Source organism: Opitutus sp. sgz309028 (genome assembly GCF_059821195.1).
This window is the reverse complement of the sequence record NZ_JCAMRR010000003.1, coordinates 638,265-663,270: the sequence shown is the minus strand read 5'-3', so window position 1 is coordinate 663,270 and position 25,006 is coordinate 638,265. Positions and strand designations below refer to the sequence as shown.

General features: G+C 65.3%; 20 protein-coding genes. 7 read left to right on the top strand and 13 right to left on the bottom strand.

Annotated features, from left to right (window positions below):
• Nucleotides 1–3: 3 nt before the first annotated feature.
• On the bottom strand, nt 4–336 hold the full coding sequence (locus AC6RV7_RS14435; RefSeq protein ID WP_500094715.1) for a PadR family transcriptional regulator: 333 nt from the start codon (nt 334–336) through the stop codon (nt 4–6).
• A gap of 85 nt (nt 337–421) precedes the next feature.
• Entirely contained in the window at nt 422–1,333 is a 912-nt protein-coding gene (locus tag AC6RV7_RS14430) for a hypothetical protein (protein WP_500094714.1), read from the bottom strand.
• Between the two features lie 133 nt (nt 1,334–1,466).
• Between AC6RV7_RS14430 and AC6RV7_RS14425 the strand changes: the two genes are divergently transcribed.
• The 4 genes from AC6RV7_RS14425 to AC6RV7_RS14410 all read left to right on the top strand — a co-directional run bounded on the left by AC6RV7_RS14425 (nt 1,467) and on the right by AC6RV7_RS14410 (nt 8,596).
• Nucleotides 1,467–2,648: an AI-2E family transporter gene (locus tag AC6RV7_RS14425; RefSeq protein ID WP_500094713.1), complete on the top strand. Its 1,182-nt coding sequence runs from the start codon at nt 1,467–1,469 to the stop codon at nt 2,646–2,648.
• Nucleotides 2,648–2,932, top strand: a complete 285-nt coding sequence (locus AC6RV7_RS14420) for a zinc ribbon domain-containing protein (protein WP_500094712.1) — start codon at nt 2,648–2,650, stop codon at nt 2,930–2,932. Before AC6RV7_RS14425 ends, AC6RV7_RS14420 begins: the two co-directional genes overlap by 1 nt.
• Before the next feature lie 168 nt (nt 2,933–3,100).
• Nucleotides 3,101–5,959 (top strand): ATP-dependent DNA ligase, encoded by a 2,859-nt coding sequence (locus tag AC6RV7_RS14415; protein WP_500094711.1) that lies wholly within the window; start codon nt 3,101–3,103, stop codon nt 5,957–5,959.
• A gap of 12 nt (nt 5,960–5,971) precedes the next feature.
• Nucleotides 5,972–8,596: a DEAD/DEAH box helicase gene (locus tag AC6RV7_RS14410; RefSeq protein WP_500094710.1), complete on the top strand. Its 2,625-nt coding sequence runs from the start codon at nt 5,972–5,974 to the stop codon at nt 8,594–8,596.
• Between the two features lie 183 nt (nt 8,597–8,779).
• Here the strand turns inward: AC6RV7_RS14410 and AC6RV7_RS14405 are convergent, their stop codons facing one another.
• The 5 genes from AC6RV7_RS14405 to AC6RV7_RS14385 form a co-directional block, all read right to left on the bottom strand.
• On the bottom strand, nt 8,780–10,633 hold the full coding sequence (locus AC6RV7_RS14405) for a sensor histidine kinase, YfiR-like protein-associated (protein WP_500094709.1): 1,854 nt from the start codon (nt 10,631–10,633) through the stop codon (nt 8,780–8,782).
• A gap of 2 nt (nt 10,634–10,635) precedes the next feature.
• The gene (locus AC6RV7_RS14400) at nt 10,636–11,235 is read right to left on the bottom strand and encodes a TOL_0243 family YfiR-like periplasmic protein (protein ID WP_500094708.1); all 600 of its coding nucleotides are present in this window, start codon (nt 11,233–11,235) and stop codon (nt 10,636–10,638) included.
• A gap of 157 nt (nt 11,236–11,392) precedes the next feature.
• Nucleotides 11,393–13,342: a phospho-sugar mutase gene (locus tag AC6RV7_RS14395; RefSeq protein WP_500094707.1), complete on the bottom strand. Its 1,950-nt coding sequence runs from the start codon at nt 13,340–13,342 to the stop codon at nt 11,393–11,395.
• Between the two features lie 100 nt (nt 13,343–13,442).
• A complete protein-coding gene (locus AC6RV7_RS14390; RefSeq protein ID WP_500094706.1) occupies nt 13,443–14,864 on the bottom strand; it encodes a UTP--glucose-1-phosphate uridylyltransferase in 1,422 nt (473 codons plus the stop codon).
• Between the two features lie 18 nt (nt 14,865–14,882).
• A complete protein-coding gene (locus AC6RV7_RS14385) occupies nt 14,883–15,164 on the bottom strand; it encodes an FtsB family cell division protein (protein ID WP_500094705.1) in 282 nt (93 codons plus the stop codon).
• Nucleotides 15,165–15,380: 216 nt separating this feature from the next.
• On the opposite strand from AC6RV7_RS14385, the gene AC6RV7_RS14380 reads away from it, so the two are divergent.
• On the top strand, nt 15,381–16,196 hold the full coding sequence (locus tag AC6RV7_RS14380; protein WP_500094704.1) for an ExeA family protein: 816 nt from the start codon (nt 15,381–15,383) through the stop codon (nt 16,194–16,196).
• Between the two features lie 9 nt (nt 16,197–16,205).
• Nucleotides 16,206–16,922 carry a hypothetical protein gene (locus AC6RV7_RS14375; protein WP_500094703.1) on the top strand — a complete coding sequence of 239 codons (717 nt, stop codon included), beginning with the start codon at nt 16,206–16,208 and terminating at the stop codon, nt 16,920–16,922.
• Nucleotides 16,923–17,364: 442 nt separating this feature from the next.
• On the opposite strand, the gene AC6RV7_RS14370 is transcribed toward AC6RV7_RS14375, so the two are convergent.
• The 6 genes from AC6RV7_RS14370 to AC6RV7_RS14345 form a co-directional block, all read right to left on the bottom strand.
• Nucleotides 17,365–18,864 (bottom strand): GntP family permease, encoded by a 1,500-nt coding sequence (locus tag AC6RV7_RS14370; RefSeq protein WP_500094702.1) that lies wholly within the window; start codon nt 18,862–18,864, stop codon nt 17,365–17,367.
• Nucleotides 18,865–18,950: 86 nt separating this feature from the next.
• A complete protein-coding gene (locus tag AC6RV7_RS14365) occupies nt 18,951–19,256 on the bottom strand; it encodes a hypothetical protein (RefSeq protein WP_500094701.1) in 306 nt (101 codons plus the stop codon).
• A gap of 101 nt (nt 19,257–19,357) precedes the next feature.
• Entirely contained in the window at nt 19,358–19,567 is a 210-nt protein-coding gene (locus AC6RV7_RS14360; protein ID WP_500094700.1) for a hypothetical protein, read from the bottom strand.
• Nucleotides 19,568–19,664: 97 nt separating this feature from the next.
• The gene (locus tag AC6RV7_RS14355; RefSeq protein ID WP_500094699.1) at nt 19,665–21,080 is read right to left on the bottom strand and encodes an exopolysaccharide biosynthesis polyprenyl glycosylphosphotransferase; all 1,416 of its coding nucleotides are present in this window, start codon (nt 21,078–21,080) and stop codon (nt 19,665–19,667) included.
• A 196-nt stretch (nt 21,081–21,276) separates the two neighbouring features.
• Nucleotides 21,277–21,900, bottom strand: coding sequence for a bifunctional 4-hydroxy-2-oxoglutarate aldolase/2-dehydro-3-deoxy-phosphogluconate aldolase (eda, locus tag AC6RV7_RS14350; RefSeq protein ID WP_500094698.1), 624 nt, complete (start codon nt 21,898–21,900; stop codon nt 21,277–21,279).
• 148 nt (nt 21,901–22,048) lie between these two features.
• Complete coding sequence (locus tag AC6RV7_RS14345; protein WP_500094697.1) at nt 22,049–23,722, bottom strand: alkaline phosphatase family protein; 1,674 nt, start codon at nt 23,720–23,722, stop codon at nt 22,049–22,051.
• Nucleotides 23,723–23,835: 113 nt separating this feature from the next.
• Between AC6RV7_RS14345 and AC6RV7_RS14340 the strand changes: the two genes are divergently transcribed.
• Nucleotides 23,836–25,005, top strand: coding sequence for a glycerate kinase family protein (locus AC6RV7_RS14340; protein ID WP_500094696.1), 1,170 nt, complete (start codon nt 23,836–23,838; stop codon nt 25,003–25,005).
• The last annotated feature ends 1 nt before the right edge of the window (nt 25,006 follow it).

The following is a 25,006-nucleotide window of genomic DNA, read 5'->3' as shown; positions in this document are numbered from 1 at the left end:
GACTCACGCGTTGCCCAGCACCAGGTTGATCGCGGTCGAGAGCTTCGCCCAGCTCCGCTCCTCGGCCTGGAGCTGCTTCCGGCCGGAAGCGGTCAGCGAGTAGAACTTCGCTTTCCGGTTGTTTTCCGAAACGCCCCACTCGGATTCGATCCAGCCCTGATCCTCCAATCGATACAGCGCAGGATACAACGATCCCTGCTCCACCTGCAGCATGTCCTTGGACATCTGCGCAATTCGCATCGCCACGCCGAAACCGTGCATCGGTTCGTGCTGCAGCGCTTTCAAAATCAGCAGGTCCAGCGTCCCCTGCAGCAGATCGGCTTTTTTGTCCGGCATGGCTCCTCTCCTAGATTATCTAGGAAGAAACCACCTTCCCCTAGATTGTCAAGGAGAGAACCGGTTGCGCCGCCGATCTGAGCGGTCACTTGGCAGTTTCCTTCGTTTCCGATTCCTCGACCGGCCCGAGCGTCTTGAGCTCGCCGAATTCCACCTGGCCGACACGGCGTTTGATGTCGACGCGCTGGATGCCAGGCAGGTGGTGTCCATACACCGGCGAGCCGGCTTCCGCGATCGCCGGGATCGCTTCCGTGAAATTATTCCCGGCGGCGCGCACGCTGATGCGGGTGACCCAGAGCAGGCGCGGCTGATGTTCGCGCCGCATGAACGCGTAGTCGTAGGCCATCACGATCACGAAATAGCGCTCCTCATTCAGCTCCTCGTTCATCGTCTGCTCATCGGCGCTGGAAAACACCTTTCGCTGCTCGCGCTCCAGCACCTCGCGGTAGCCGAGCAACGCGGCATTCCGCGCGATCGCGCCCTGCGCGCTCGCAGAACCATTGGACCTTTCGTTCAGCGCCGCATTCAACGCGCCCGGATCGGCATCGCCGCCGTTGGCGGCCGCGGCGCTGCGATACTCGTTCAGCGCCTCGTTGATCCGCTCCGCGTGGAATTCCTTTTGCGGATCTTCGTAAACCGTCGTCGTGCCCCAGTGCACCATCAGCAGGAGATCGGCCGTCGCCGCGTCCTTGGTGGGAAAATACGCCTGCTTCGCCAGCTGCGGCGCAAGCGCCTCCGCCACGTCCGTGAACCGGGTGCGGCTTTGACTGCGATCGACCGTGCGACCGGCGAAGAATTTCCCTTCGGTAAACACGTAGGTTTGCGGTCGCGGCTGACCGTCGTCGCCGAGGGGGCGGGCGTAATCGCGCACCGCGGTCGCGCTGACCGCGATGAATTTGATCGGGGCGGCCTCCAGGTTGACGCCGACCAGAGCCAGCATCCCCAACCGCAGGGCGAAACGGCGCAGCCAAGGCAGGCGAACGGATTCCGCGTTCATGGCATCGATGAGTTCACGACACCCTCACGCTACATCGTCCGCTCGCCGGGTTAAAGTTTTTTGCCGGAGCGACCGGCCCGTTGCAGGCTTGCGTGCCCTCTGCGGCTCGATTCGCTGCGACACGTTCCGCGCCATGCCGCCCGAGCCCATCCCTCTCCTGAATCCTACCCAGCGCAAGCTCGTCGGTGTCGCACTGACGTTGCTGGCGGTGCTCGGATCCGCGGCGCTCATCGTCGGCGCGTTGATCGTTTTGGGAAATTCGATCAGTTATTTTTCCAATGTGCTCTGGCCGCTCGCCACCGCCGGCGTGCTGGCCCTGATCCTCCGTCCGCTCGTCGACCGGCTGTCGCGCCGGTTCGGCCACCGCCGGTTGGCCGCGGTCATCCTCCTTTACGGCATCGTCGTGCTCGCCATCGCCGGCCTGCTGATCGCCGTCCTGCCGCCACTGATCGATCAGACGGTCAACTTCGTCCTCTACCTGCCGACCCTCTGGCAGAAGGCCTACGACTACGTGCGCGGCCACTACCCGGAGTGGGTCGACGTGATCCAGCGCCAGCTCGACAACCCGACCGTGCGCCAGATCAGCGAAACGGTGGTCTCACAGACCCAATCGCTTTTCAAAGAAGCCCTGCCGTCTCTCAAGGCAGCGGGTGGCGGCGTGATCGGCGTGTTCGGGTTTTTCACGTATGTCGCGATCATCCCGGTTTACCTGTTTTTCTTCCTGCTCGCGCGCGGCGAGCCTACCCGGCATCTCGACCAACACCTGTCGTTCGTTCCGACGCCGCTGCGCGACGACATCGTTTTTCTCGTGCGGGAATTCGTCGCGATCATCGAGGCGTTCTTCCGCGGCCAACTCGTCATCGGCCTCATCATGGGCGTGCTGCTCGCAGCGGGCTTCAGCCTCATCGGCCTGAAGTTCGGCCTCTTCATCGGCCTGGTGCTCGGGATCCTCAATATCGTCCCGTATCTCGGCTCGATCATCGGCCTCGCCGTCGCGCTGCCGCTCGCGTTTTTCCAGCCGGAAGGTGGCTGGCATTTGGTCGGTCTCGTTTTGCTGGTCTTCGTGCTCGTGCAGGCAATCGAAGGCTGGATCCTGACGCCGAAGGTCATGGGCCATCAGACCGGCCTCCACCCGGTTGCGATCATCGTCGCCGTCTTTTTCTGGGGCACCGCGTTCAGCGGCGTCCTCGGCATGCTGCTCGCGATTCCATTGACCGCGTTTTTTGTCACAGCCTGGCGGCTGGTGCGCCGGAAATATTTCACGACGCCCGTCGGAGTCGACAAAGGCAACCCGTCGCTGTCCGCTGTGCCCTGATGCGCCGCCCGCCTCCTCCTTCCGAATGTGCCCAGTGCGGCGCCGAGATCCCGCGCAACGCCCTCGCTTGTCCGGAATGTGGCGCCGACGAACGCACGGGCTGGCGCGAAAGTTCGATTTACGACGGGATGGAACTGCCCGACGACGCCTGGGAGGATGAACACGAAGCCGCGAAGCCTTCCCGCGCGCCCGACCGTCGCGTCAACGGCCTCGCATGGTATTGGTGGGCCGTCGGCGTCGCGTTGTTGCTCCTGATCGGACTGAGCTTTCTCGGCCTGCGGTAGTCCGACCGCCATCCGATGTAGGGCGGGATCTTCCGACCCCGCCGGGTTTTGAACCGGCGAGCATCTCGAACGTCGGGGCCAGAGCCCCGCCCTGCCTGACCAACCGCCGCCGCACCGCGGTGCCACTTGCCTCGCCGGCCGGTTTGCGTCCCTTGCGCTTCGCTTCGCATGTCCTGGGATATCAAGTTCGATCGCGGCGTCTATCTGCCCCAGCTCGACTGGTGGCTCGATGCGCACGATCCCGTGCATCGTTCGTTCGTCTCGCACGCACACTCCGATCACACGGCACTGCACCGCGAGATTCTCTGCTCGGCCGGCACCGCGCGTCTCATGCAAGCGCGACTGCCTGGCGAACGCATCGAGCACGTGCTGCCGTTCGGCCAAACCGAGGCGCTCACCGCCGACTGCGCGGTGACGCTGCACCCTGCTGGGCACATTTTCGGATCGGCGCAGTCGCTGCTCGAACATCCCCAACACGGCTCGCTCCTTTACACCGGCGACTTCAAACTGCGCCGCGGCCTCTCCGCCGAGCCCTGCGCCACGCCGCACGCCGACACGCTCATCATGGAAACAACGTTCGGCCGCCCACACTACGTGTTTCCCCCGACCGAGAAGGTGCTGCAGGACATCGCGCACTTCTGCCAGGAGACGCTCAGCGACGGCGGCACGCCCGTGCTGTTCGGCTACAGTCTCGGCAAGAGCCAGGAACTGCTTTCCGGCCTCGCGGCCGCCCGACTGCCGGTGATGCTGCATCCGCAAACGCACCGCCTCACGCGCGTCTACGAGGAACTCGGCATCGCGTTTCCGCCGTATCGGGATTTCAACGTCACCGAGCTCGCGGGCCATGTCGTGATCTGCCCTCCGCAGTCGCGCGAGTCGTCTTTCGTCCGGCGCATCCCGCGCGCCCGCACCGCCGTCGTGACCGGCTGGGCGATGGATCCAGGCGCGATTTACCGCTACCAGTGCGATGCAGCGTTTCCGCTGTCGGACCACGCCGACTATCCCGATCTGCTGCGCTTCGTCGAAGCCGTCCAGCCGCGTCGCGTGCTGACCCTGCACGGTTTCGCGCAGGAGTTTGCCCGCACGCTGCGCGAACGCGGAATCGAAGCCTGGGCCATCGGTGAACCCAACCAGCTCGAACTCGGCATCGCCGGCGCCGCCGCACCGCGTTTTCCAGCAACGACAGCGATCGTTCCGCTCGCCGAACCGCAGGCAGCGCCGTCTGAAAACATCACCACGCCGCCAGCGGCAGCGGACGCGTTTGCACGTTTCGTCGTCGCGGCCGACGCCGTGAAAGCGACGCCGAAGAAGCTCGAAAAGATCGAACTTCTGCGCGCCTATCTCGCCGCCCTGTCTCCGGACGACGCGGCGATCGCCGCCACGTTTCTCACCGGTCGCGCCTTTCCCCAACGCGACCCGCGCAACCTCAATCTCGGCTGGGCGATCATCAAACGCGCGGTGCTCGAAGTCGCAGGCACCAACGAAGCCGATTATCGCGCCGCGTATCATCGTTACGCGGACGCGGGCGATGCGACCGGCGCCGTGCTCGCGCAGCGCCCTTCCTTTCTCTCAACCCTCAACGCTCAACCCTCAACTCGAGCCACCACCCTCGCCGACCTCGCGGGCTTCTTCGACGCCGTCGCCGCCGCGCGCGGACCGGCCGCCAAGCTCGACCTGTTTCGCGCTCGCCTCGCCGCGCGCTCGCCAGACGAAGCGCGCTATCTCGTCAAGATCATCACCGGCGATCTGCGCATCGGGCTGAAAGAAGGTTTGCTCGAAGAGGCGATTGCCGTCGCCGCCGATCAGCCGCTCGAGTCGGTGCGCGAGGCGAACATGCTCTGCGGCGATATCGCCGCCGTCACTCGCGCCGCCCGTGAGAACCGGCTCGCTGCGATCGAGCTCACGGTCTTCAACCCGCTGCAGTTCATGCTCGCGAGCCCCGAGCCTACCGCCGAAGCGATCGTCGACCGCTTCGCTGCCGGTAGGGACGGCTCTCCGAGCCGTCCGTCTGCATCCGCCGTCCACACCCCGCAAGCGGACGAGAACGCACCGTCTGCCCCCGCACCGCTCTCGATCTGGCTCGAGGAAAAATACGACGGCATCCGGTGCCAGCTCCACAAAGCCGGCGACCGCATCGAACTCTATTCGCGCGATCTGAACCGGATCACCGCGCAATTCCCGGACGTCGTCCGCGCCGCGGCGGAAATCCCCGGCGATTTCATCGCCGACGGCGAGCTGCTCGCCTGGCGCGACGGACGCGCCCTGCCCTTTGCGGAATTGCAGAAGCGCCTCGGCCGCACGGGCGGCGACGATTTTTTCCTCGGCGCCGACATCCCCGTTTCGATCTCGTTCTACGATCTGCTGTGGCTGAACGGTCGCAGCCTGCTCAAGGAGCCGCTCCGCACGCGTCGCGCGCTGCTGGAGAATCTGCTGACCACGCCGGACCACCGGCTCGCCGCTCGCTTCCCCGTCGCGCCGGTGCGTTTCGCGCAAACGGCGCTCGACATCGAGGCGGCCTTTCTCGCGTCGCGGCAGCGCGGCAACGAGGGCCTCATCGCGAAGGACCCCGACAGTTTCTACACGCCCGGTCGACGAGGACTTGCCTGGCTGAAGCTGAAGAAGGCCTACGCAACGCTCGACGTCGTGGTCGTCGGCGTCGAATACGGTCACGGCAAACGCCGCGACGTGCTGAGCGATTACACCTTCGCGATTCGCGACGAGGAAAACGACAACCGCCTGCTCACCGTCGGCAAAGCGTATTCAGGTCTCACCGACGCGGAGATCGCCACGCTGACCCAGCACTTCCTCGATCGCACCCTGGCCGTGCATGGCCGCTATCGCGAGGTGATTCCGGATACGGTGATCGAGGTGGCGTTCGACATTCTCCAGCCGAGCAAGCGCCACCAAAGCGGTTTCGCGCTGCGTTTTCCGCGGATCGCCCGGCTGCGTCCCGACAAGACCGTGCGCGACATCGATACGCTCGAAACGTGCCGCAAGCTCGCGGCCAGCTTCTCGTTCTCGGGTTAGCGCCGCGCCACGATGTTCACCCGCGTCACCGAGCCGGCGCTCTCCGAAGCCGGACTTTTCGCCACCCTCCAGCCCGCGCTGGCGACCTGGTTTCGGACCCGCTTCCAGCACTTTTCGCCCGCCCAACTGCAGGCCGTTCCCGAGATCCTCGCCGGGCGCTCGACGCTGCTCACGTCGCCGACGGGCAGCGGGAAAACCCTCGCCGCGTTTCTGTCCGTCTTCGACGTGCTCGGGCGGTTGCACGATCGCGACGCGTTGCCCAACGGGATCGTCGCCGTCTACGTGTCCCCGCTCCGCGCGCTCGCCTACGACATCCGGAAAAATTTGGAGGAACCACTGGCCCAGCTCGGCTGGGACTGGCTCCGCGTCTCCGCCCGCACCGGCGACACGACGCCGAAGGAACGCGCCGCCCAGCGTCGCCGGCCACCGCACATCCTGGTGACGACGCCGGAAAGCCTCACGCTGATGCTCAGCCAGCCGGCGTGGATCGGTGCGTTCAAATCCGTCCGCTTCCTGATCGCGGACGAACTCCACGCCCTCGCGGAGAACAAACGCGGGGCGATGCTAATGGTCGCGGCCGAGCGGCTGGAGGAAGTGGTCGAGGTGGCAGACGGCTCGGAGAGCCGTCCCTACGTGCGTTCCACAGAGCATCCAAATTCACAGCGCCTCGTGCGGATCGGGCTCTCCGCGACCATTTCGCCGCTGGAGACGGTTGCCGCATTTCTCGTCGGGCCCGGCCGTCCCTGCGGGATCGTCGAAGTGGTCTCGCGCCGGCCCGCCCGCATCGAGGTCTTCTCGCCGCTGCGCGATCATGCGTATCCTCCGGCCGGTTACACAGCGACGCGCGTCTTGCAGGAGCTCGGCACCCTGCTGGAAAAACACGAAACGACTCTCATTTTCACGAACACGCGCAGCGGCGCCGAATCGATCGGTCATCGCCTCAAGCAGCTGTTGCCGGAGCTCAGCGAAATGATCGAGGTGCACCACGCGTCACTCGATCGCGGCGTGCGGTTGCAGGTGGAGGATCGGCTGAAACGCGGCGAACTGCGCGCGGTCGTCTGCTCCACGTCACTCGAGATGGGCATCGACATCGGCTCGATCGATCTCGTCGTGATGGTGTCCGCGCCCAAGGGCGTGAGCCGCGCGCTGCAGCGGATCGGCCGCTCCGGCCACTCGCTCGGGCGCACGAGCCACGGGCTGCTCGTCGCGAGCAACATCAACGATCTCGCCGAATGCGCCGTCACCGCGCGCATGATGGCGCGCCGCGAGCTCGAACCGGTGAAAGTTCACGACAATCCGCTCGACGTCCTCGCCCAGACGCTGGTGGGCCTCGCCGTCTTCGGGAGCGTGACGCCCGACGAGGCGTTCGCGCTGGTGCGTCGCAGTTATCCGTTCCGGCAGCTCGAGCGCATTCAGTTTGATCGCGTGTTGCATTACCTGCGCGGTGGCGGAGCGTCGCTGGAGCGGAATTACGAGAACGTCTTCGGCAAGGTCCGGGTCAACGAATCCGGTTGCCTGAGCCTGCCGCATCCGCGCGTCGCCCGCGCGTTTTACCAAAACATCGGCACGATCAACACGGAGAGCATGGTGCAGGTTCGCCTCGGGCGCCGGAATCTCGGCCAGATCGAGGAATCGTTCATGAAGAACATCCGCGTGGGCGATGTCTTCGTTTTGGGAGGACGCACGGTGCGGCTGGCGAAAACGCATCTGTTGACCGCGCACGTCGTCGCCGCCGACAGCGCGCTCCCGACCGTGCCGCGCTGGTATGCGAACAAGATGCCGCTGGCCTCCGGCCTCGCCGCCGAGGTCGTGCGCCTGCGGACCGAAGTCGCCAGCCGACTCCCTCCGGGTGCCTCAGGCAGGGCAGCGATCGACTTCCTGATCTCCGAATACGGTCTTTCCGCGCGCAATGCCCGCGCGCTGGTGGAACATTTCGAACTGCAGGCGAGGATTTCCGCGATCCCGACTTCCGCTGCGTTTCTCATCGAGCGGTATCAGGAGGGCGACTTGTTACACTATTTCTTCCACTCGCTGATCGGACGCTCGGCGAACGACGCGCTCTCCCGGATCGTGGCGCAGCGCGTGCAGGAAACGAAAGGCGGCAACGCCTTGGTGACGATCGACGACTACGGATTTCTGCTCAGCTTGCGCGGTTTCCAGGAGATGACCCTCGCCGAGCTGCGCGACCTCTTCCGTCGCAGCGGCGCCGAGGAGGCGTTGCGCGCCGCGCTCGCGGAAGCGTCGCTCGTCAAATGGCAGTTTCGCGGCGTCGCGCAAACCGGCCTCATGGTCCCACGTCGCGTGCATGGCGCCGAGCGCGGCGCTCGCATGCTGCAATGGAGCTCCGAGATCCTGTTCGAGGTGCTGCGCAAGCACGAGCCCGACCACCCGCTGCTGCTCGAAGCTTATGCCGAGGCGACGCTGCGCTTCCTCGATCTGCCGCGAGCGCTCGATTTCCTGGACGCGGTGCATGAGCAGCCTTGGGACCTGCGCGCGATCGATCGGGTGAGTCCGTTCTCGTTCGGGATCTACGTGAGCAAGATCAAGGAGACGATGACGCTCGAAGATCCGGAGACCACGATCGAGCGGCTGTATCACTCGATGTATGGGGAGGCGTTAAGCGAAACATCCGGCTGATGGGCAGAACCACGAACTACACGAAAATGGAAAGGCCCACAGAACACACAGAAAAGCCGAAGCCCGCGGCGGGATCACCGATTCATCGTCTGAATTCCGTGTTTTCCGTGCATTCCGTGGGCTCTTCAGGTCGGATCGATTTCGTGTGTTTCGTGTATTTCGTGGTTAATCTCCATCGCTCGTCTAGATCGCGGCGGCGGGATCCGCTTTTCCGGGCCGCGTCGGCAGCGTGAAATAAAACGTCGCGCCGACGTTCACTTCGCCCTCGGCCCACACGCGACCGCCATGGCGATGGACGATCCTCTGCACATTGGCGAGTCCCACGCCGGTGCCTTCAAACTCGCTTTCGGAGTGCAGCCGCTGGAACACGCCGAAAAGGCGGTCCTTGTATTTCGGATTGAAGCCGGCCCCGTTGTCGCGGACGTGCACCGTGATCTCGCCATCGGTGACGGTGGCGCCGATTTCGATGAGCGCCTGCTCGCGATTGCGGGAGTATTTCAGCGCGTTGCCGATCAAATTCATGAACACCTGGTGCAGCATGGCGACGTCGCCGCAGACCTCCGGCAGTTCGTCGATCCGCCAGTCGATAGTGCGCCCGGCCGTTTCGTTGTGGAGCTGACGCTTCACCTCCTCGACCAGCCCGCGGAGGTTCACCGGACCGAACCGCAACTCGGCGCGGCCGTGACGCGAGAAGCTCAGCAGATCGTCGATCAACCGGCCCATGCGCCGTGCCGCCTCGCTGATGACCGTGAGATAACGGCGGCCTTTTTCGTCGAGTCCGGGCCCGACGTGCGCCGCCAGCATCGCCGTGTAGCCGTCGATATGCCGCAACGGCGCGCGCAAGTCATGGGAAACCGAATACGAAAACGCCTCCAGTTCCTTGTTCGCGCTCTCGAGCTGCTGCGTCCGCTGCTCCACGCGCTTCTCCAGCTGCTGGTTGAACGCCTGCAACTCGGCCTCCGCGCGCTTGCGTTCGGTCAGGTCGCTGACGAAGGCGCAGAACGTGATCACGCCGCCGGTGATGATCGGGCTGATCGCCACTTCGACCGGAAAGCCGGTGCCGTCGCGACGTTGTCCCGTTGTTTCGATCGGCCACTGCAGGGCGGCCGCGTCCACGCGGTGGGTGAAGCGCCGCATGCCCGAGGCCCCGGCCGCGGGATCGAGGGGCGCGAGCATCGCGCCCAGGTCCATTCCCATCGCCTCGCCGCGCGCACGCCCGAACATCTTTTCGGCGCACGCGTTCCAGTCGACGATCCGTCCGCGATCGTCGACGACGATGACCGCGATCACGGCGGAATTCAGCACGGCACGCAGCCGCGCCTCGCTTTCCCGCGCGACGCGTTCGCGCATCTGCAGCTGCGCCAGCATGTCGTTGAACGCATCGGTGAGGACGCCGATCTCGTCATTGCCATGCTTCACCGACCGGACGGTGAAGTCCTTCTTTTCCGACACGAGACGCACCGTGTCGGCGAGTCCGAGCAGCGGCCGGGTGATCTGCTGCTGCAACTGCTGGGACAGCAGAAACGCGACGAGCAGCGAGCTGACGACCACCAGGACCGCGATCGATCCGTAAAGCCGCACCCGCTCCTCGAGCGCTCCCATGTCCGATTGCAGGTAGAGCGTGCCGAGGTTCTTCCCTTTCGCGACGACCGGATGAATGCTCGCCACCGAGCCGGTCAGCACCTGGCTGGCCGCGTCAACCGGCGATCGCGGCAGCTCCGCGGGCGGCAGCGTCTCAGGATAGCGCGCGAACAACTCGCCCGTCGTCGTATACAGGGCCGCGGCGACGATGTGCCGTTCGGCCGACAACGCCGACAGGATCTGCGTGGCATCCTCCGCATTGTCGAACGCCAGCGCGGCGGTGCTGTTGGCGGCAATCACTTCGCCGAGCGTCGCGAGATTACCGATCGTGGAACGCCGGAACGTCAGATACTCATACGCGAAGAACGACGCACACATGAACAGCAGCGCGGTGCCGGTGGTCGTGAGAATGATCACGGCCAGCTTGCGGCGGATGGGCGTGTTGCGCAGCGGCATGATCAGGGACTGTCCGCGATGACCTGCTCTGCGGACCGCAGGAGTTTCGAGCTGATCGTCAGGCCCGCGGCGCGCGCGGCTGCGAGGTTGATCTGCAGCCGCACATGCCGGCCCGACATGAAGAGCCGGATCATGCCTCCATGCCGCATGAGCCCTTCCCAATCGCACACCGTCAGGATGCTGCGGCCCGCGATCGTTTTCTCGATCTGCTCGAGATGAGCTCCCTCGGACCCGCTGATGAACAGCACATGACAGGCGTCGACCTCCCCGATCCAACGGTAGCGGCGGACCACGATCGGCCGGCCGTTGACGACCTCTCCTTGCACGAGCTCGTCCAGGAAATCGCCAAACGGATCGAGCCCGAGCACGCCGATGACAAGCGGGCTGCCGGGTCCGTCAAACGCCTCCGCCGGCCAGTCGACAAACTGCGCGAAGTTGTAGAGAAAAACCGCCTTGATCTGGAACTCCTTCGAGACCGCGGGCGCGCGGGCCTGAGCCCAGGCCGGGCCCGACAACAGGAGCAGCGCCAGCAAGATGCCGCGCCAAGGCCTGCTGCCGCGACGCGCCAAGGCGCGAGTCGGAGCGAAAAGACCAAATGCCATAGAATGGCCCTCCTTGCTGAGCGTCCGCGTGGGCTTTCGCCAGACGCAAAACGCACGAACCGCGTAAAAAAAACGTCAACTGGTCCGCGCAAAAACGCGGCCTTGGTCAGAGGTTCCGCTGCGAGCGTCCGCCGCGGAACCGCCCGTCGCAGCAGCGTCAGCTACCGGCCCGACGCTGCGCATCGGCTTCGATCTCCCGGCTCAGGGAATCGAGCGTGGCCTTCACCCGCTGCTTCACCGCCGCGAGTTCCGCCGCGCTGCTCACGTCCTCGCGCGCGAAGAGATAGAACTTCATCTTCGGTTCGGTGCCGCTGCCGCGCGCCGCGAAGGAGTATCCGTTCGACAAGGACACGAAGTAGAGATCCTGCTTCGGAATCAGTTCGCCGTCGGCGTCGCGGATGTCCTGCCGGCCGAAGTCCTCGAACTTCGAGACCGTCACGTCGCCGAACTTCTCCGGCGGATTCGAGCGATAGGTCTCGAGGATGCGCTTGATCTTGGCGCTGCCGCTCGCGCCCTCGTAATAGAGGTTGATCGTGCCCTCGAGGAAGAAGCCGTGACGGAGGAAGAGCTCGTCCAGGTAATCGGTCATCGTGAGCCCGCGGGCCTTCACCCACGCGCACACCTCGGCAAACATGAGGCACGCGGCGTTGCCGTCCTTGTCGCGCACGTAGTCGTTCGGCAGATACCCGTAGCTTTCCTCGCAGCCGAACGCATAGAACGTGCTGTGCTGCTGGAGCAGCTGCACGCGCTGCGCGAACGGCGTCGCGTCGTAATCGAAACCGGCGCCCATCGCGGCCTTCAACTGCTCCTCGTAATGGCGCATCTTGGCGGCGATCCACTTGAAGCCGGTGAGGGTCTTGATGACTTTCACGCCGTGCCCGCGACCGATCGCGTCCTGCAGCTGCGAGGTGACGAACGTGTTCACGATGCAAACGCTCGCCGAGCCGGCGGGCGGGATCCAGCCGAGCTCCTTGAACTTCGCCAGCCGGTAGTCCGCCAGCAACGCGCCGATCTGGTTGCCGGTGAGTAGCTCGAGCTGACCGGCGCGATTCCGCACCGCACAGCCCATGCGATCGCAGTCCGGATCCGTCGCCAGCACGACGTCCGCGCCGTTTTTCTCCGCCAGCGCCACCGCCAGCGCGAGCGCCGCGGAGTTTTCCGGATTCGGCGACTTCACCGTCGGGAAGCGGCCGTCGAACGCGAGTTGCTCGGGCACCGTGTCCACGAGGCAACCCGCGTCCTTCAACAACGGCACGGACTGGATCGCCCCGGTGCCGTGAATGTTCGTGAACACGACCTTGAGCTGGGTGCGGCGAAACGCTTCCGGATCGACGGCGGCCTTGCGCACCACGTCGAAATACGCGCGGTCGGCATCGGCGCCAAGCGTCGTCACCCCCGCCAGCGATTTGTCCACGAAGGTCGCCAGTTCCGCCAGCGGCACGGCGTTCACTTCGTCGACGATCCCCTTGTCATGCGGCGGCACGACCTGCGCGCCGTCCTCGAAATACGCCTTGAAGCCGTTGTCGTGGGGCGGATTGTGGCTGGCCGTGATCACGATGCCGGTGTGCGCCTTCAGCCGGCGGACCGTGAAGCTCAGCTGCGGCGTCGAGCGCGGCCCGTCAAAGATGAACGCCTCGCCGCCGAGCTTGGTCCAGGTCGATGCCGCCAGCTCGCAGAAATGGCGCGAGAAATGCCGCACATCGTGCGCGATCGCGAGCTTCGGCTTCCCGGTATGGCCGCGAGCGGCGAGGTATCGCGCCATGTAGCGATACAGGCCGATGGTCGCGCGAATCAGCGTGAAATCGTTGAGGACGTTGCTGCCGATGGCCGCGTGTTCGGGCGTGCCGGTTGCGCTCAGCCGGCCCGTCTCGGTCGGAGCCGACACGACGCCAATCGTCCGCCCGCGCATGCCGCCGGTGCCGAACTCGAGATAACGATAAAAGCGGTCGTTCAACTCGTCCCAGGCCTCCTGCGTCACCAGTTCTTCAATACTTTTATGCGCCCAGGGCGGAAGCGGCGCAGCCAGGAAGCTCGCGATGTTTTCGGCGGCGCTCGGCAACAGTTTCGAATTTCGGGCGGCGGCTTGGACTCGATCGAGGATTGTCATGGAAGGAAGGAATGCCGCGCGCGCGGGCGCGGCCGGGTTGAATCGCGGTTGAACTCAGGATCCGGCGCGCGGGAAGTGCGAAGGCGCGCCGCGCGGCCGGTCATTCGAGGTATAATCCGTCACGGACCACCGGTTTGGGCGACAATTTTTTCCAGGACTCTGCAAACGAGTCCTCGTCGTAGCCAAACCGCGGCGAAACCTCCACCGTCGCTTGCGGCAACCCCGACGCGTCGGCTTCGAACGCGGCGCCGTTGGCTTTCAACCAGCGGCCGAATTGCCGCAGCTGATCCTCGCGGCAGGTCTGGGGAGAATCGACGCCCTCCGCGTTTTTCACGGGAGAAAAATCGTCCGCGCGGCGCGTCTCGATCACGACCGGGTTCTTCGCGAACGGCAGCGCGTCGAAGACGAACATCTCGAACTTCACGCCATTTGGCTTTTCCGGCTTCACCGCCGAGCCGTCCGCGGCGACGGTCGGGATCTTTTTGTCCGCACGGTGAAACGGCAGCGAGGCGTCGCCGCCGGCCGCCATGCGACGGATGAATTCGCGATCGAGGACATGGATCGCGATGCTCCCGGCGACGTAGCGCAGCTTGCCGTTCGCATCGGTCTCGCGCTGCATCGTCATCGGCAGATCGGAGTATTCGATGACGACGAGTTTTCCGTTCTGGCGGCAGAAATGTCCGAGTTTCTCCTCCGGATAGGCCTTCGGCACCATCTTGCTCGACATCTCGGAGCCGCGGAGCAGATGCCAGCCGATGAAGGCCGGGTCGATGCAACGCACGAGCGGGTTGTCGACCTGGAAATAGCTCAACGTGTCCACGCCCTCGCGTTGCATCACATCGAGCGCGCCGCTGCGTCCGAGTGCGCGCAGGGAACCGCCGTGACCGTCAGGCGACATCGCGATCGAGCCGGGACTTTCGAGCAGGATCTTGCCTTCGAAGTTCACCGCCGGCATGCGGCCCTGGCGGAAGAAATGCACGCGGGCGCGCTCGAGACCGAAGAAACTGTTCTCCTGAAAAAAAGCTTCGGTCGCCGCGTGATTCTGGTGGCTCGTCATGATGAACCAGTGCAGCGGACGCCCATAGCGCACGCCCGCGGCGTGGATCTTTTCGGCGAAGACCTGAAAAAGCGTTTTCTGTTTCAGCGGGGTGACGGGAAACGTGCCCTTCGGGCCATTGTAGCCGAGACGCGTGCCTTGTCCGCCGGCGACGGTGAACGCCGCGACGCGGCCGGCGCGGAGCGCCTCCTCACCCTTCGCCTTCGCTTCCGCCCACGCGGCGGCGTCGCCCCCGTGCTCCGGCAGCGGTTCGTAGGGCGCGGGCTCGAGACCCTCTAGATTCACGCCGGCGGCGGCGCCCTGCCCCAGCAAGGTTTTCGTCAGCTGCGCGATCTCACCCAGATCGATTTCGGCGGCCGCCTCGAGGAGTCGACGCTGTTGGTCGGGAGCGAGCCGGTCGAAGAAGGCAAAGACGTGGCCTTGTCCGGCGCGGTTGAAGTTCTCGATCAAGGAATGCTGGGCCATGCGAATCAGGTTGGGTGTTTAGTCTTCGAAACGAAAAATGAACTCGTCGGGCTTGGCGTAGCCGAGCCGGCGCCGGATCACTTTTTCGACATAGACCGGGTCGGTGCGGAGGCGTTCGAGGATTTTTTCCTGTTCCAGCAGACGCGCTTCCGCTTCGGCGAGCCGCCGCCGGTTCTCGGCCTCGATCTTTCGCAAACGCATATACTCCTCGCGCGCATCCCAGAAGTACATCCCGGACGCCACGCCGATGGCGAGGAAGAGCAGGAGGTAGAGGCCAACGATCAGTTTGCGGGTGTTCACGCCGGGGCGGCAGATGAACGGAAGGCATTTTGCGCACGCAAATCTTTTCCGGACGGCCGCGGAACTTACGAGTCCGGCTGGCGACAGAATCCCGCGCGCTTATGACGAACTTCCCGTCAAAGAAACGCGAAACCGCCGCGACGCGCCGACGCGGACCGGCGCCCGCGGGTTTTTGGCGTGCGTTTTCCCGACCCGCGCGCAGTTTTCGGAACTCCGATGTATCAGAGCTTTTACGGGTTCAAGGAGATGCCCTTCAACATCACCCCGGACCCGCGCTTCCTCTATCTCAGCCCCACGCATCAGGAAGCGCTCCAACACCTGAAATACGGCATCGCGGAGCGCAAGGGCTTCATCGTGCTCGTCGGCGAGGTCGGCTGCGGCAAGACCACGCTCTGCCGTCGCTTCCTCAACGAACTCGATCCCGCGCGTTACGACACCGCGCTGATCCTCAATCCGCGGATCACCGAGACGCAGATGCTCAAGGCAATCCTCACGGATCTCGGCGAAACGAAGTTTGCGCGCACGCAGAACGACCTCGTGGCCCAGATGAATCGCGTGCTGCTCGAACGCATCGACCGCGGCCGCGACATCGTGCTGATCATCGACGAGGCCCAGAACTTGAAATTCGACGTGCTCGAACAGATCCGACTCCTCTCGAATCTCGAGACCGACAAGCAAAAGCTCCTGCAGATCGTGCTCATGGGCCAGCCGGAGTTGAAAACCGTGCTGGCGCGCGAGGAACTCCGCCAGCTCCGGCAGCGCATCCTCGTGCATTACGAGCTGCACCCGCTGTCGCTGCTCGACATGCAGCACTATATCCAGCACCGGCTCTCGCTCGCGGGCGGCACCGGCCGGCCGGCCTTCACGCGCTGGGCGCTCCGCGCCATTCACCGAAAGAGCAAAGGGATTCCCCGCATCGTGAACAATCTTTGTGACAAGGCGCTCCTCGCCGCCTTCATTCGTGACTCCGACGAGGTGAATTACTGGGATGTGCGCCGCGCCGTGCGCGACACCGAAACCCTGACCGGCTGACGCCGCCCGATGAGCCTGATCAACGAAGCCCTCAAGAAAGCCCAACGGCTGCATCACGCCCAGGAAGCCGCCGCCGCGACGGACGCCGACGGAGTCGTCCCCGCCGCGCGAGCGCGCCAGGCCCGCGACCGACGCTCGCAACTCTTCATCCTCCTCGCCGCCGGCGGGACCGCGCTCGTCGTGCTTTCCGTGGTCATCACGGTCGCACTCGTAAACCGCGAACCGCCGAAGCCGGTCGCGACGACGATCGTGCGCCCCGCTCCAACGCCGGTTTCAAGCTCCACATCCAGCGAACCCAGTCCGGTGATCGTCGCGCCCGTCGTGGCCGCACCGATACAGGCCGGCGAAGCGACGAAAGCGCCCTCGCCTTCCTCGCCGGGCGAAGGAACGGCGAACGCGAGCGCGAGCGGCGACGGCACGTCGGCGTCGAATGCAACTCCGGCGCCCGACGCGTCCGCGGCAAACGACGCCGCGCCGACGGGGGCCCCTTTGCCCTTGCCGCAAATTGCGCCGCCGCCCGACCCGGCGATTCAGACGTTCGTGGATTCGATCCGCGTGACCGGCATCCGTTCGTCGGGCAGCGATAGCAAGGTCTTGATGAACGACCGCGTTTATCGGGTGAACGACATCGTCGACCGCACTCACGGCCTCAAGTTGATCAAAGTGGCGCCCGACGCGCTCACGTTCGCCGACGCCAACGGCCTCACCTACACGAAGTCGTTTTAGCGACTAGGAACGGTAGGGACGGCTCTCCGAGCCGTCCGCCAGTTCGCTCAGGAAAGCCCGATCCGCTCGCGCCCTCCTTCGCGTAGCGCCCGCCGAACTCAGGACGCGTGGGACACGCGTCCCAACTTTCCACCTTTTGGCTCTTTCTTAAACCGGTGAAACCCGGCAAGCGCGGTGAGACAGCGTTGCCACCTCGGATTGGCGATCGGGACGATCGCCCCTACCTCGACCCGAATTTTTAAACCACGGAAGGCACAGAATGCACGGAGTGACCCTTGGTAGCGGCCGTCGTCCCAACGGCCAGGTAGCGCGGAACTCCAAACGTTCCGTGCAATCGGTGCCCTCCTTGGATCGAAATCCGTTTTGCGCCAAGCGCTCTAGCCGGTGATGCCCTGGCCTTTCCGCCAGACCGTTTACCACCACGAAAAATTTACTCCGCCACTCACACGAGCGGCAGCAGTCGCGACGCGGCGAACGTCATCACGAGGCCGATCACCGAGAGCACCGTCGCAATCACCGTCCAGCTCTTCAGCGTTTCCTTTTCGGTCAACCCACCCAGTTTGCTGACCACCCAGAAGCCGCTGTCGTTCATCCACGAGCAGCCGAACGCACCGAAGCCGACCGCGAGAAAAATATACATTGGATGAAACGCCAGCGGCGCGTTGGCCGCGGGGTCGATCATCGGCCACATCACCGCCGACGCCGTGATCATCGCGACGGTCGCCGAACCTTGCGCGATACGAATCACCAGCGCCGTCACCCACGCGAGGATGACCAGATTGAGCTGATAGCTTTCAGCGAGGGACTTCACGGCGTCGCCGACGCCCGCGTGCCGCAGCATGCCACCGAACGCCCCGCCCGCCGCGGTGATCAGCACGATCACGCCGGCGGTGGCGATCGGAGGCTCAAGCAGCTCGCCGACGGTTTGCAGCGACATGCGCCGCTGGCGTGCGAGCACCACGATCGCAATCGCCGCACCGAGGCTGAGCGCGAAGTTCTTGTTGCCCGCAAACGCGATGACCTTCGTCGCCAGTGCGATGTGGTCCGCTCCGCCGAACAGCGTCACGACCTGCGGATACGCGCTGAACACTTTCCAAAACGAACCGAACCCGATCAGCAGAATCGGCAGCAGGACCGGAGCGATGCTCGCGGCGAAGGACGGCAGCTCGCGCTCCGGTTTGTGCACGATCGCCTCCAGATCCGCCATCGTCGCCCCGGGCGTTTCGCGCAGCGGCACTTCGTCCCGGCGATCCAGCCAGCGCGCCACGAAATATCCGATGAGGCACGGCGGCACGCCGGCGACGATGCTCCACACCAGCGAGAATCCGGGATCGACGCGCAGATTCTCCACCATCGCGAGCGGACCCGGATGCGGCACGGTGAGGCTGTGCGTGATCATCGCCGCCGAGGCGACCACCAAAAGATAGAGCAGGTAACTCTTGCCCGTGCGCAGCCGGAGCGCTCGCGCCAGCGGCACCATCAGCATGAACATCGTATCGAAAAAAATCGGAATCGAGAGCACGTAGGTGCTCGCCAGCAGCGCCCAGCCGGCGCGCTTCTCGCCGAACACCGCGAGAAACCGCCGCACGACCTTGTCCGCACCGCCGCTCTCCATCACGCAGAGGCCGATGATCGACGCCAGGCCGATCGAAATCGCGATCGCCCCCGCCGCGCCGCCGAACTCGACCGCCGTCAGCTCCATCGCCGCCACCCACGAGTTCGCCTGCGCCTCGTCGCGCAGCGCCGCCGGCAACCGGGCGAGCGAGGCCTCGCTGAATCCGTCGGCCAGGAATCCCGTGAGAAATGCCGCGAGGATCAGCGCCAGAAACGCGTGCATCCGGAGCCGCGTGATCGCCACGACAATGAAGGCGACCGACACGGCCAGCACGACGAAGGGCCAGGTATGAAGCGGGGTAACAGTCGCGGCGAGCGGGACGTTCATGGGGTGCCGCTACGACGGCGAATCCCCGCGACCCATGCAAGCGCCTTTCGTGTCCTGCGAGGCCGGGCGCGTGCCTCGGCGCGGCGTCACTCCGGCGGCGCTTCGTCGGCCGGCGAATCCGGTTCTTCAATACGCTCGCGCAGCGCCCGCCATCGTGACTGCACCCACGGCGCTCCCAGGCGGCCTTCCTGCTCGAGCAGCAACAGCAGTTCGTAACACGCCTCCGCCTCCGCTTCGTGATGCGCATGATCCTGGATGCGCCGCACGATTCCGCCCCAAGCCTCTTCGCCAGCACTGCCCGCCAGCAGATTCTCCTCGGCGAGCGCCTGCAGCAGCGCGAAGAGCACCCGTCCCTCACGCCGAATGTCGCGACAATCTTCCGGCAAGGTCATGGCGGAAACATGATGCGGTCATCCCCGCCAACCGAGGAAATTCGGCGCCGTTCGGGCCGGACAAGCGGGTTCCCGGCGTTCGCCGATGAAGGGCTCGGCGTTCACCCGATATCGGACCTGCGGCGCCGGGACGGGTGGGCTTCGACCGCGACCGAATGTGCCTCCCAGACCTCGGCTTCGGCTTCGCGCCACACGTCCGCCGGGGGCACGCTCCCGGAACGTTGTCGCATGAGTTCGTCAGCCCGCCGGGCGATCATCAACTCGATCCGGGTAAGCTCATCTTCGGCGGCAGGGGTGGGCGGCAGGTTCATCGCTGCAAGGGGCTGGCGTCATAGAAATGCGCTTTCCGCCCCCGCGCAACCGCCCCCCGGTCACAATCAGGCAAAATGGGGCGGACGCCCGCACCGGCTAATAGGCGGTTTTCGGTGGAAACAAAACCTGCGCGAACGTCCTGGCGGTGATCTGCACGTCGAGCCACAGCGACCAGTGCGCGATGTAATGCAGATCCCAATAGTGCCGCCGGTCCAGCATCTCCCGCTCCAGGATCTCGCCGCGATACCCGAGGCTCTGCGCGAGACCGGTGATGCCGGGCTTCACGAGATGGCGCGTGCGATAAGCCTTCGTCTGGGCGCGAAACTCTTCGTCGAGCATCGGCATGTAGGGCCGCGGGCCCACCACGCTCATGTCGCCGCGCAGCACATTCCAGAACTGCGGAAATTCGTCGAGGCTGCGGCGCCGCAGCCAGCGCCCAAACGGAAACACGCGATCGTCGTCCGCCCTCGCCTGCCGGGCTTCGTCCGCCGCGTGTCCGGAACCGACATGCATGGAACGGAACTTCAGCATGCGAAACGTGCCACCGCGGATTCCCCGCCGTTCGCGCACGTGAAACAGCGGTCCCGGCGCCTGGCGTCGCTGCATCAGTGCCACCCATGCGCAGAGCCACGGCAGCACCAGCAGAACCGCAGAGCCCGCGATCGCGAGATCGTAGGAGCGCTTGAGAATCCGGTTCAGCGGATCCTCCAGCGGCTCCTCCTGCAGCGTATAAAAATGCCGGCCGTCCTCGGCGATCGGCACCAGCGGATGGGTGTAGCGCTCCTCGAGATTGTTGTGAATCAGCAGCCGGCAGCCGTGCTCCTGACATTGATCGATCACTGCCCGCGCCTCCGCGTCCGTGGCCGGAAACTCCAGCAGCACCACCTGCCCCACCGGCCGCTCTGCGAGCACGCGACGGAGATCCGCCGTCGGGCCAAGCCACGGCACCGTGCCCGTCGCACCCGGCTCCGGCTTTTCGTCGGACAACACGCCGACCGGGTGAATCCCCAAGGGCGCCTTGCGTGCGATCCAGTCGTCGAGTCGCGAAAACGAAGCCAGCCGGCCGATGAACACCGTCGGCAGTCGATGGCCTTTTTGAAACACCAGTCGCGCGAGGGTTCGCGGCAGCCGGGCGTTGAGGATTGTCAGACCCAGCCAGCTCCACACCAGAAACGTGCCGAGAAACAGTCGGCTGATGCTGCGATCCTGGGTCGCAAACATCATCGTGAAGGTCAGCAGCGCCATCCACATCACCTGCCGGCCCGCAAAGCGCGCGGCCTCCGTCCAGTTCAATACGTGAAACCGCGCCGCCATCCGCACCAGATCACGGGCCGACCACAGCACGCCGCCGAGCATGCAGAGAAAATACGGCAGCAGATTCACGTCGCGGCTCAGCCGCACGAACGGAACGTGATAGATCACGTTCGCATACCCCCAGAAGAAGACGCCGACCAGCAAGGTCGTCGCCGCTGCATGGAGATTGGCCAGGCCGCGCGCCCGGGTCGTGATCATGCGGCGGGTTTATGGGAATCGCGGTCGGACCGCGCAATCCTCAAGCATCCCCGCGACACGCCCGCCGAACGCCCGATGTTCGTGGTTGGATGCAAGGTACAGGGCGGGGTCTCCCGACCCCGCCCTACAAATCGAGCCCCGGGCGAAGCGCCCTGTACAAAACCGCGCCCAAGCTCCGGCGCGGTCGCTCGCACTCTTACGGCCGCACCGCGCGCACGATCTGCGACGCTTCCGTGGCGCGTTGCTGGATCGCCGCCCAATCCTTCTTGCGAATCAGGTCCACCGGCGCGAGCCACGAACCGCCCACGCCGAGCACGAGCGGCGAAGAAAGATAATCCTTCAAATTCGCCGCGCTCACGCCACCGAGCGGAAGATAGCGAACGCCGAGATGATTGAACGGCGCCGACATCGTCTTGAGGTGATTCAATCCGCCCGACGTTTCCGCGGGGAAAAACTTCAGTACACGGCAATCGTGCGTCAGCGCAATCTCGACGTCGCTCGGCGTCATCACCCCCGGCGCAAAGGGCAGCCCGATCTCCTTCGCGGCCTGAAGCGTGGCGGGATTGCATCCCGGCGCGACACCGAAGAATGCACCGGCCTTCAACGCATCCGCCACCTGCGCGCGGTTCAACAGCGTGCCCGCGCCGACCACCACCTCCGGCACTTCGGCACGGATCCGGCGGATCGATTCCTGGGCCGCCGCCGTGCGGAAGGTCAGCTCAATGACCGACACCCCACCGGCATGCAGCGCGCGCGCGACCGGCACGGCGTCTTGCGCATCGTCGACCGTCAGCACGGCGACGACACCAGCTTTCTCCATGTTTTGAACGATATTCGCGGGCAACATATGCACCACAGCTAACACCGCGCTTTCTTCGGGCAAGCCTGCTTGCACCCGCCGGCTGTCGCCCCGTCAACCTCGGCGGTTCACCGTTTTCGTCACCGCCATCGTTTGTCCAAGTCCGGCTTCAGAACAACACGCGGCCGCGACTCTGCGGCGGAGCGGGCAACCCAAGCAGACGCGCCAGCGTCGGCGCAATGTCGTCGACGCCGACGCGCTCCACACGCACGCCGGGCCGCACCCCCGCGCCGAACCACAGCAGCGGCACGTGCGTATCGTAATTGTACGGCAAGCCGTGATTCGTGCCGGTCTTGCGCGACACGAAATAGGGTTTGGCGATGAAATACACGTCGCCGCTGCGGGCGCGGTTGAAGCTCAGCAGCGTTGCGCGGCCCAGTTCGTCCTGCACCTCTCCTTTCTCGAGCTGCGCGCGCGTGAAGGCGGTGGCGACGAAATCGAGAGTGAGCAACGCGTCGCGCACGACCGCCTGCGCGGCCGCCGCGTCGACCTTTTTCTCCTTCAACGCGGCCGGGTGCAGCAGGAACCAGGAATCGTCGCGCACGAGCCAGTTGCCTCCGTCAGCGAGCGGCCCGAACGCGCGATTCAACGCCGCCTCGCCCGTCGCTTGCAGCACCTTGCTGTCGATGCGGCCAGCGACCAGGTGCGGACTCGCGGCCTTGACGCGCTCGGGCATCGGCGCCGCGCCGTGATCGGCCGTGAGCACGATCAGGCAGTTTTTCAACTCCACGTGCTTGTCCAGAAAGGCGAAAAATTTCGCGAGCGTCCGGTCCATCCGCACCACGTTGTCCATGACCTCGTGACTGTCGGGACCATACAGATGCCCGATGGAATCGTTCGCCGAAAAGCTGAGGCACAGCAGGTCGGTGACGCCGGCGTGCCGGCCCAGTTGTTCGTTCAACACCGCGGCCTCCGCAAAGTCCTCGAGCACCTCGTTGCCGAAGGGCGTGTTTTCGAACGCGCTGTAGAACTGGGGGCCGGGCTTCGCGTCGCCGCCGGTCACTTTTTTCGGCAGGGTGTTGCCCAAACGCCCCGCCGTCGTGTCCTCGCCGGGCATGTCGTCGGGGCCCTGGATCGCGTAAGCAGATTCGGGCAGGAAGCGTTCCCACACCCGGCCGAAATAAGCGTCGACCTTCTCCTCCGCATTCCACGCCCGCACCCATTCGGGCAGCTCGCTCATGTAATACGTCGAAGTCACCATCCTGGCGCCATCCATGAAATAGGCGGCGTCGGCCGTCTTGCCGGCCATCAGGATCGCGGACCGATCCTTCCGTGAAATTCCGATCACCTTCGGACGGCCGCCGCGGTTCAGCTTCAATTCGTCGCCCACCGTCACGGCCAGGAAATTGCGCGGCGAGCGACCTTTCTGCGGATTCCCCATTCCTGGCAAAAGCGGTCCGGTGCGCGGCGGGAGGCCGACGATCGCAGCCGACGGATCTTCGACGCACGAGGTCCAGGCGAATGTTTCACGATCGATCCAGTCGTTGGCGATGATGCCGTGCACGTCGGCGTGCACGCCACTGAGAATCACCGCGTGACCGGGGGCCGTTTTCGTGTGCGCATGCCGGTAATGGCAGTCGACGAAGTTCGCGCCACGCTCCAGCAGCAGGTTGAAACCGTCCGGTCCGAAATGACGATGAAAACGCTCCAGATAGTCGCCCCGGAACTGATCGATGCTGATCACGACGACCAGGGCCGGCGCGGCGGAGGCCGGGCCCGTCAACCCGAGCAACGAAACGAGGAAACCGAAGCGAAGAAAAATCGAGAAGCGGTGGGGAGTCATCGTGGAAGCAGGGAAAATCCACGCTCGTCACCCTCCCGCCAAGGCCATTTTCGTCGCGGCGCACAGATGTAACGGGTTGCAAGTCCGCCGGGGCGACCGTGAGCATCGCGGCGATGCGCGCGCTGATCGCTTTCGACAAGTTCAAGGATGCCCTGTCCGCGCGCGACGCCTGCGCCGTGGTCCGTGAGACGTTGGCCTCGGTGCGGCCCGAGATCGAAACAGAGGTTTGTCCACTCACCGATGGCGGCGAAGGTTTCGTCGAAGTGCTCACCTCGGCGCTCGGCGGAGAGGAACGCCGCGCCGTCGTGACCGGCCCGCGCGGAGCTCCGGTCGAGGCGAAGATCGGATTGGTCCCGCTCGCGCACCTCCCGCCGGCGGCCCGCTACCTCCTGGCGCTCCCGACTTCCCTCGACGCCTCAGCGCCGGTGGCGCTGGTCGAAATGGCCGCCGCGAGCGGACTCGCGCTCCTCCGTCCCGAGCAACGCGATCCCTGGCAAACCACGTCGGCGGGCACCGGCGAACTGCTGCTCGTCGCGCGCGACGCCGGCGCGGCGGCAATCGTGCTCGGCGTCGGCGGCAGCGCGACGAACGATGCCGGCGCGGGCGCCCTCGCCGCGCTCGGCGCCCGTTTTCTCGACGCGAACGGCCAAGCCGTCGCGCCGCCCGTTCCCGCCGCATGGCCCCGCGTATCCGAAATCAAAGGACAGCTCGCCGCGCTGCCGCCGGTCCGGATCGCCTGCGACGTTTCGAATCCGCTGCTCGGCCCGCGCGGTGCCACCCTGGTTTACGGTCCGCAGAAAGGCCTCCGGCCAGACGATGCCGAGCGCCTCGAAGCAGAAATGCGGCGCATGGCGGGCCGGCTGCGCGCCTTCGCGCGGGGCGCCGACGCGAGCGCCACGCCCGGCGGGGGTGCAGCCGGAGGTATCGCCTTCGGGCTCGTCACCGCTCTCGGCGCCCACCTGGTCAGCGGTTTCGAATTGCTCTCCGCGTGGTGCGAATTGGAGGCCCGGCTCGCCGCCGTGGACATTCTCCTCACCGGAGAAGGCCGTTTCGACACGACATCGCTGGAAGGCAAGGGCCCCGGTTCGCTCGCGTTGCGGGCCGCGGCACTCGGCAAGCGCGTCGAGGTGTTTGCCGGACAACTCGGGCCGGGTCTGCCGGATTCGCTGCGGCCACACGCGATCACGCCCGCCGATCTGCCGCTGCGGGAGGCGTTGCCCGCCACGCGGCGCCTGCTCGCGGAGTGCGTGGCAAAAACCTTCGCCGCCCGCGATACCGCTTGAA

Coding starts and splice junctions, on each gene's coding strand:
- eda (WP_500094698.1), bottom strand. CDS start 21,900: ATGGAGAAAGCTGGTGTCGTCGCCGTGCTGACGGTCGACGATGCGCAA.
- AC6RV7_RS14380 (WP_500094704.1), top strand. CDS start 15,381: ATGTATCAGAGCTTTTACGGGTTCAAGGAGATGCCCTTCAACATCACC.
- AC6RV7_RS14375 (WP_500094703.1), top strand. CDS start 16,206: ATGAGCCTGATCAACGAAGCCCTCAAGAAAGCCCAACGGCTGCATCAC.
- AC6RV7_RS14370 (WP_500094702.1), bottom strand. CDS start 18,864: ATGAACGTCCCGCTCGCCGCGACTGTTACCCCGCTTCATACCTGGCCC.
- AC6RV7_RS14400 (WP_500094708.1), bottom strand. CDS start 11,235: ATGGCATTTGGTCTTTTCGCTCCGACTCGCGCCTTGGCGCGTCGCGGC.
- AC6RV7_RS14420 (WP_500094712.1), top strand. CDS start 2,648: ATGCGCCGCCCGCCTCCTCCTTCCGAATGTGCCCAGTGCGGCGCCGAG.
- AC6RV7_RS14390 (WP_500094706.1), bottom strand. CDS start 14,864: ATGGCCCAGCATTCCTTGATCGAGAACTTCAACCGCGCCGGACAAGGC.
- AC6RV7_RS14355 (WP_500094699.1), bottom strand. CDS start 21,080: ATGATCACGACCCGGGCGCGCGGCCTGGCCAATCTCCATGCAGCGGCG.
- AC6RV7_RS14360 (WP_500094700.1), bottom strand. CDS start 19,567: ATGAACCTGCCGCCCACCCCTGCCGCCGAAGATGAGCTTACCCGGATC.
- AC6RV7_RS14425 (WP_500094713.1), top strand. CDS start 1,467: ATGCCGCCCGAGCCCATCCCTCTCCTGAATCCTACCCAGCGCAAGCTC.
- AC6RV7_RS14405 (WP_500094709.1), bottom strand. CDS start 10,633: ATGCCGCTGCGCAACACGCCCATCCGCCGCAAGCTGGCCGTGATCATT.
- AC6RV7_RS14430 (WP_500094714.1), bottom strand. CDS start 1,333: ATGAACGCGGAATCCGTTCGCCTGCCTTGGCTGCGCCGTTTCGCCCTG.
- AC6RV7_RS14395 (WP_500094707.1), bottom strand. CDS start 13,342: ATGACAATCCTCGATCGAGTCCAAGCCGCCGCCCGAAATTCGAAACTG.
- AC6RV7_RS14345 (WP_500094697.1), bottom strand. CDS start 23,722: ATGACTCCCCACCGCTTCTCGATTTTTCTTCGCTTCGGTTTCCTCGTT.
- AC6RV7_RS14340 (WP_500094696.1), top strand. CDS start 23,836: ATGCGCGCGCTGATCGCTTTCGACAAGTTCAAGGATGCCCTGTCCGCG.
- AC6RV7_RS14415 (WP_500094711.1), top strand. CDS start 3,101: ATGTCCTGGGATATCAAGTTCGATCGCGGCGTCTATCTGCCCCAGCTC.
- AC6RV7_RS14410 (WP_500094710.1), top strand. CDS start 5,972: ATGTTCACCCGCGTCACCGAGCCGGCGCTCTCCGAAGCCGGACTTTTC.
- AC6RV7_RS14365 (WP_500094701.1), bottom strand. CDS start 19,256: ATGACCTTGCCGGAAGATTGTCGCGACATTCGGCGTGAGGGACGGGTG.
- AC6RV7_RS14435 (WP_500094715.1), bottom strand. CDS start 336: ATGCCGGACAAAAAAGCCGATCTGCTGCAGGGGACGCTGGACCTGCTG.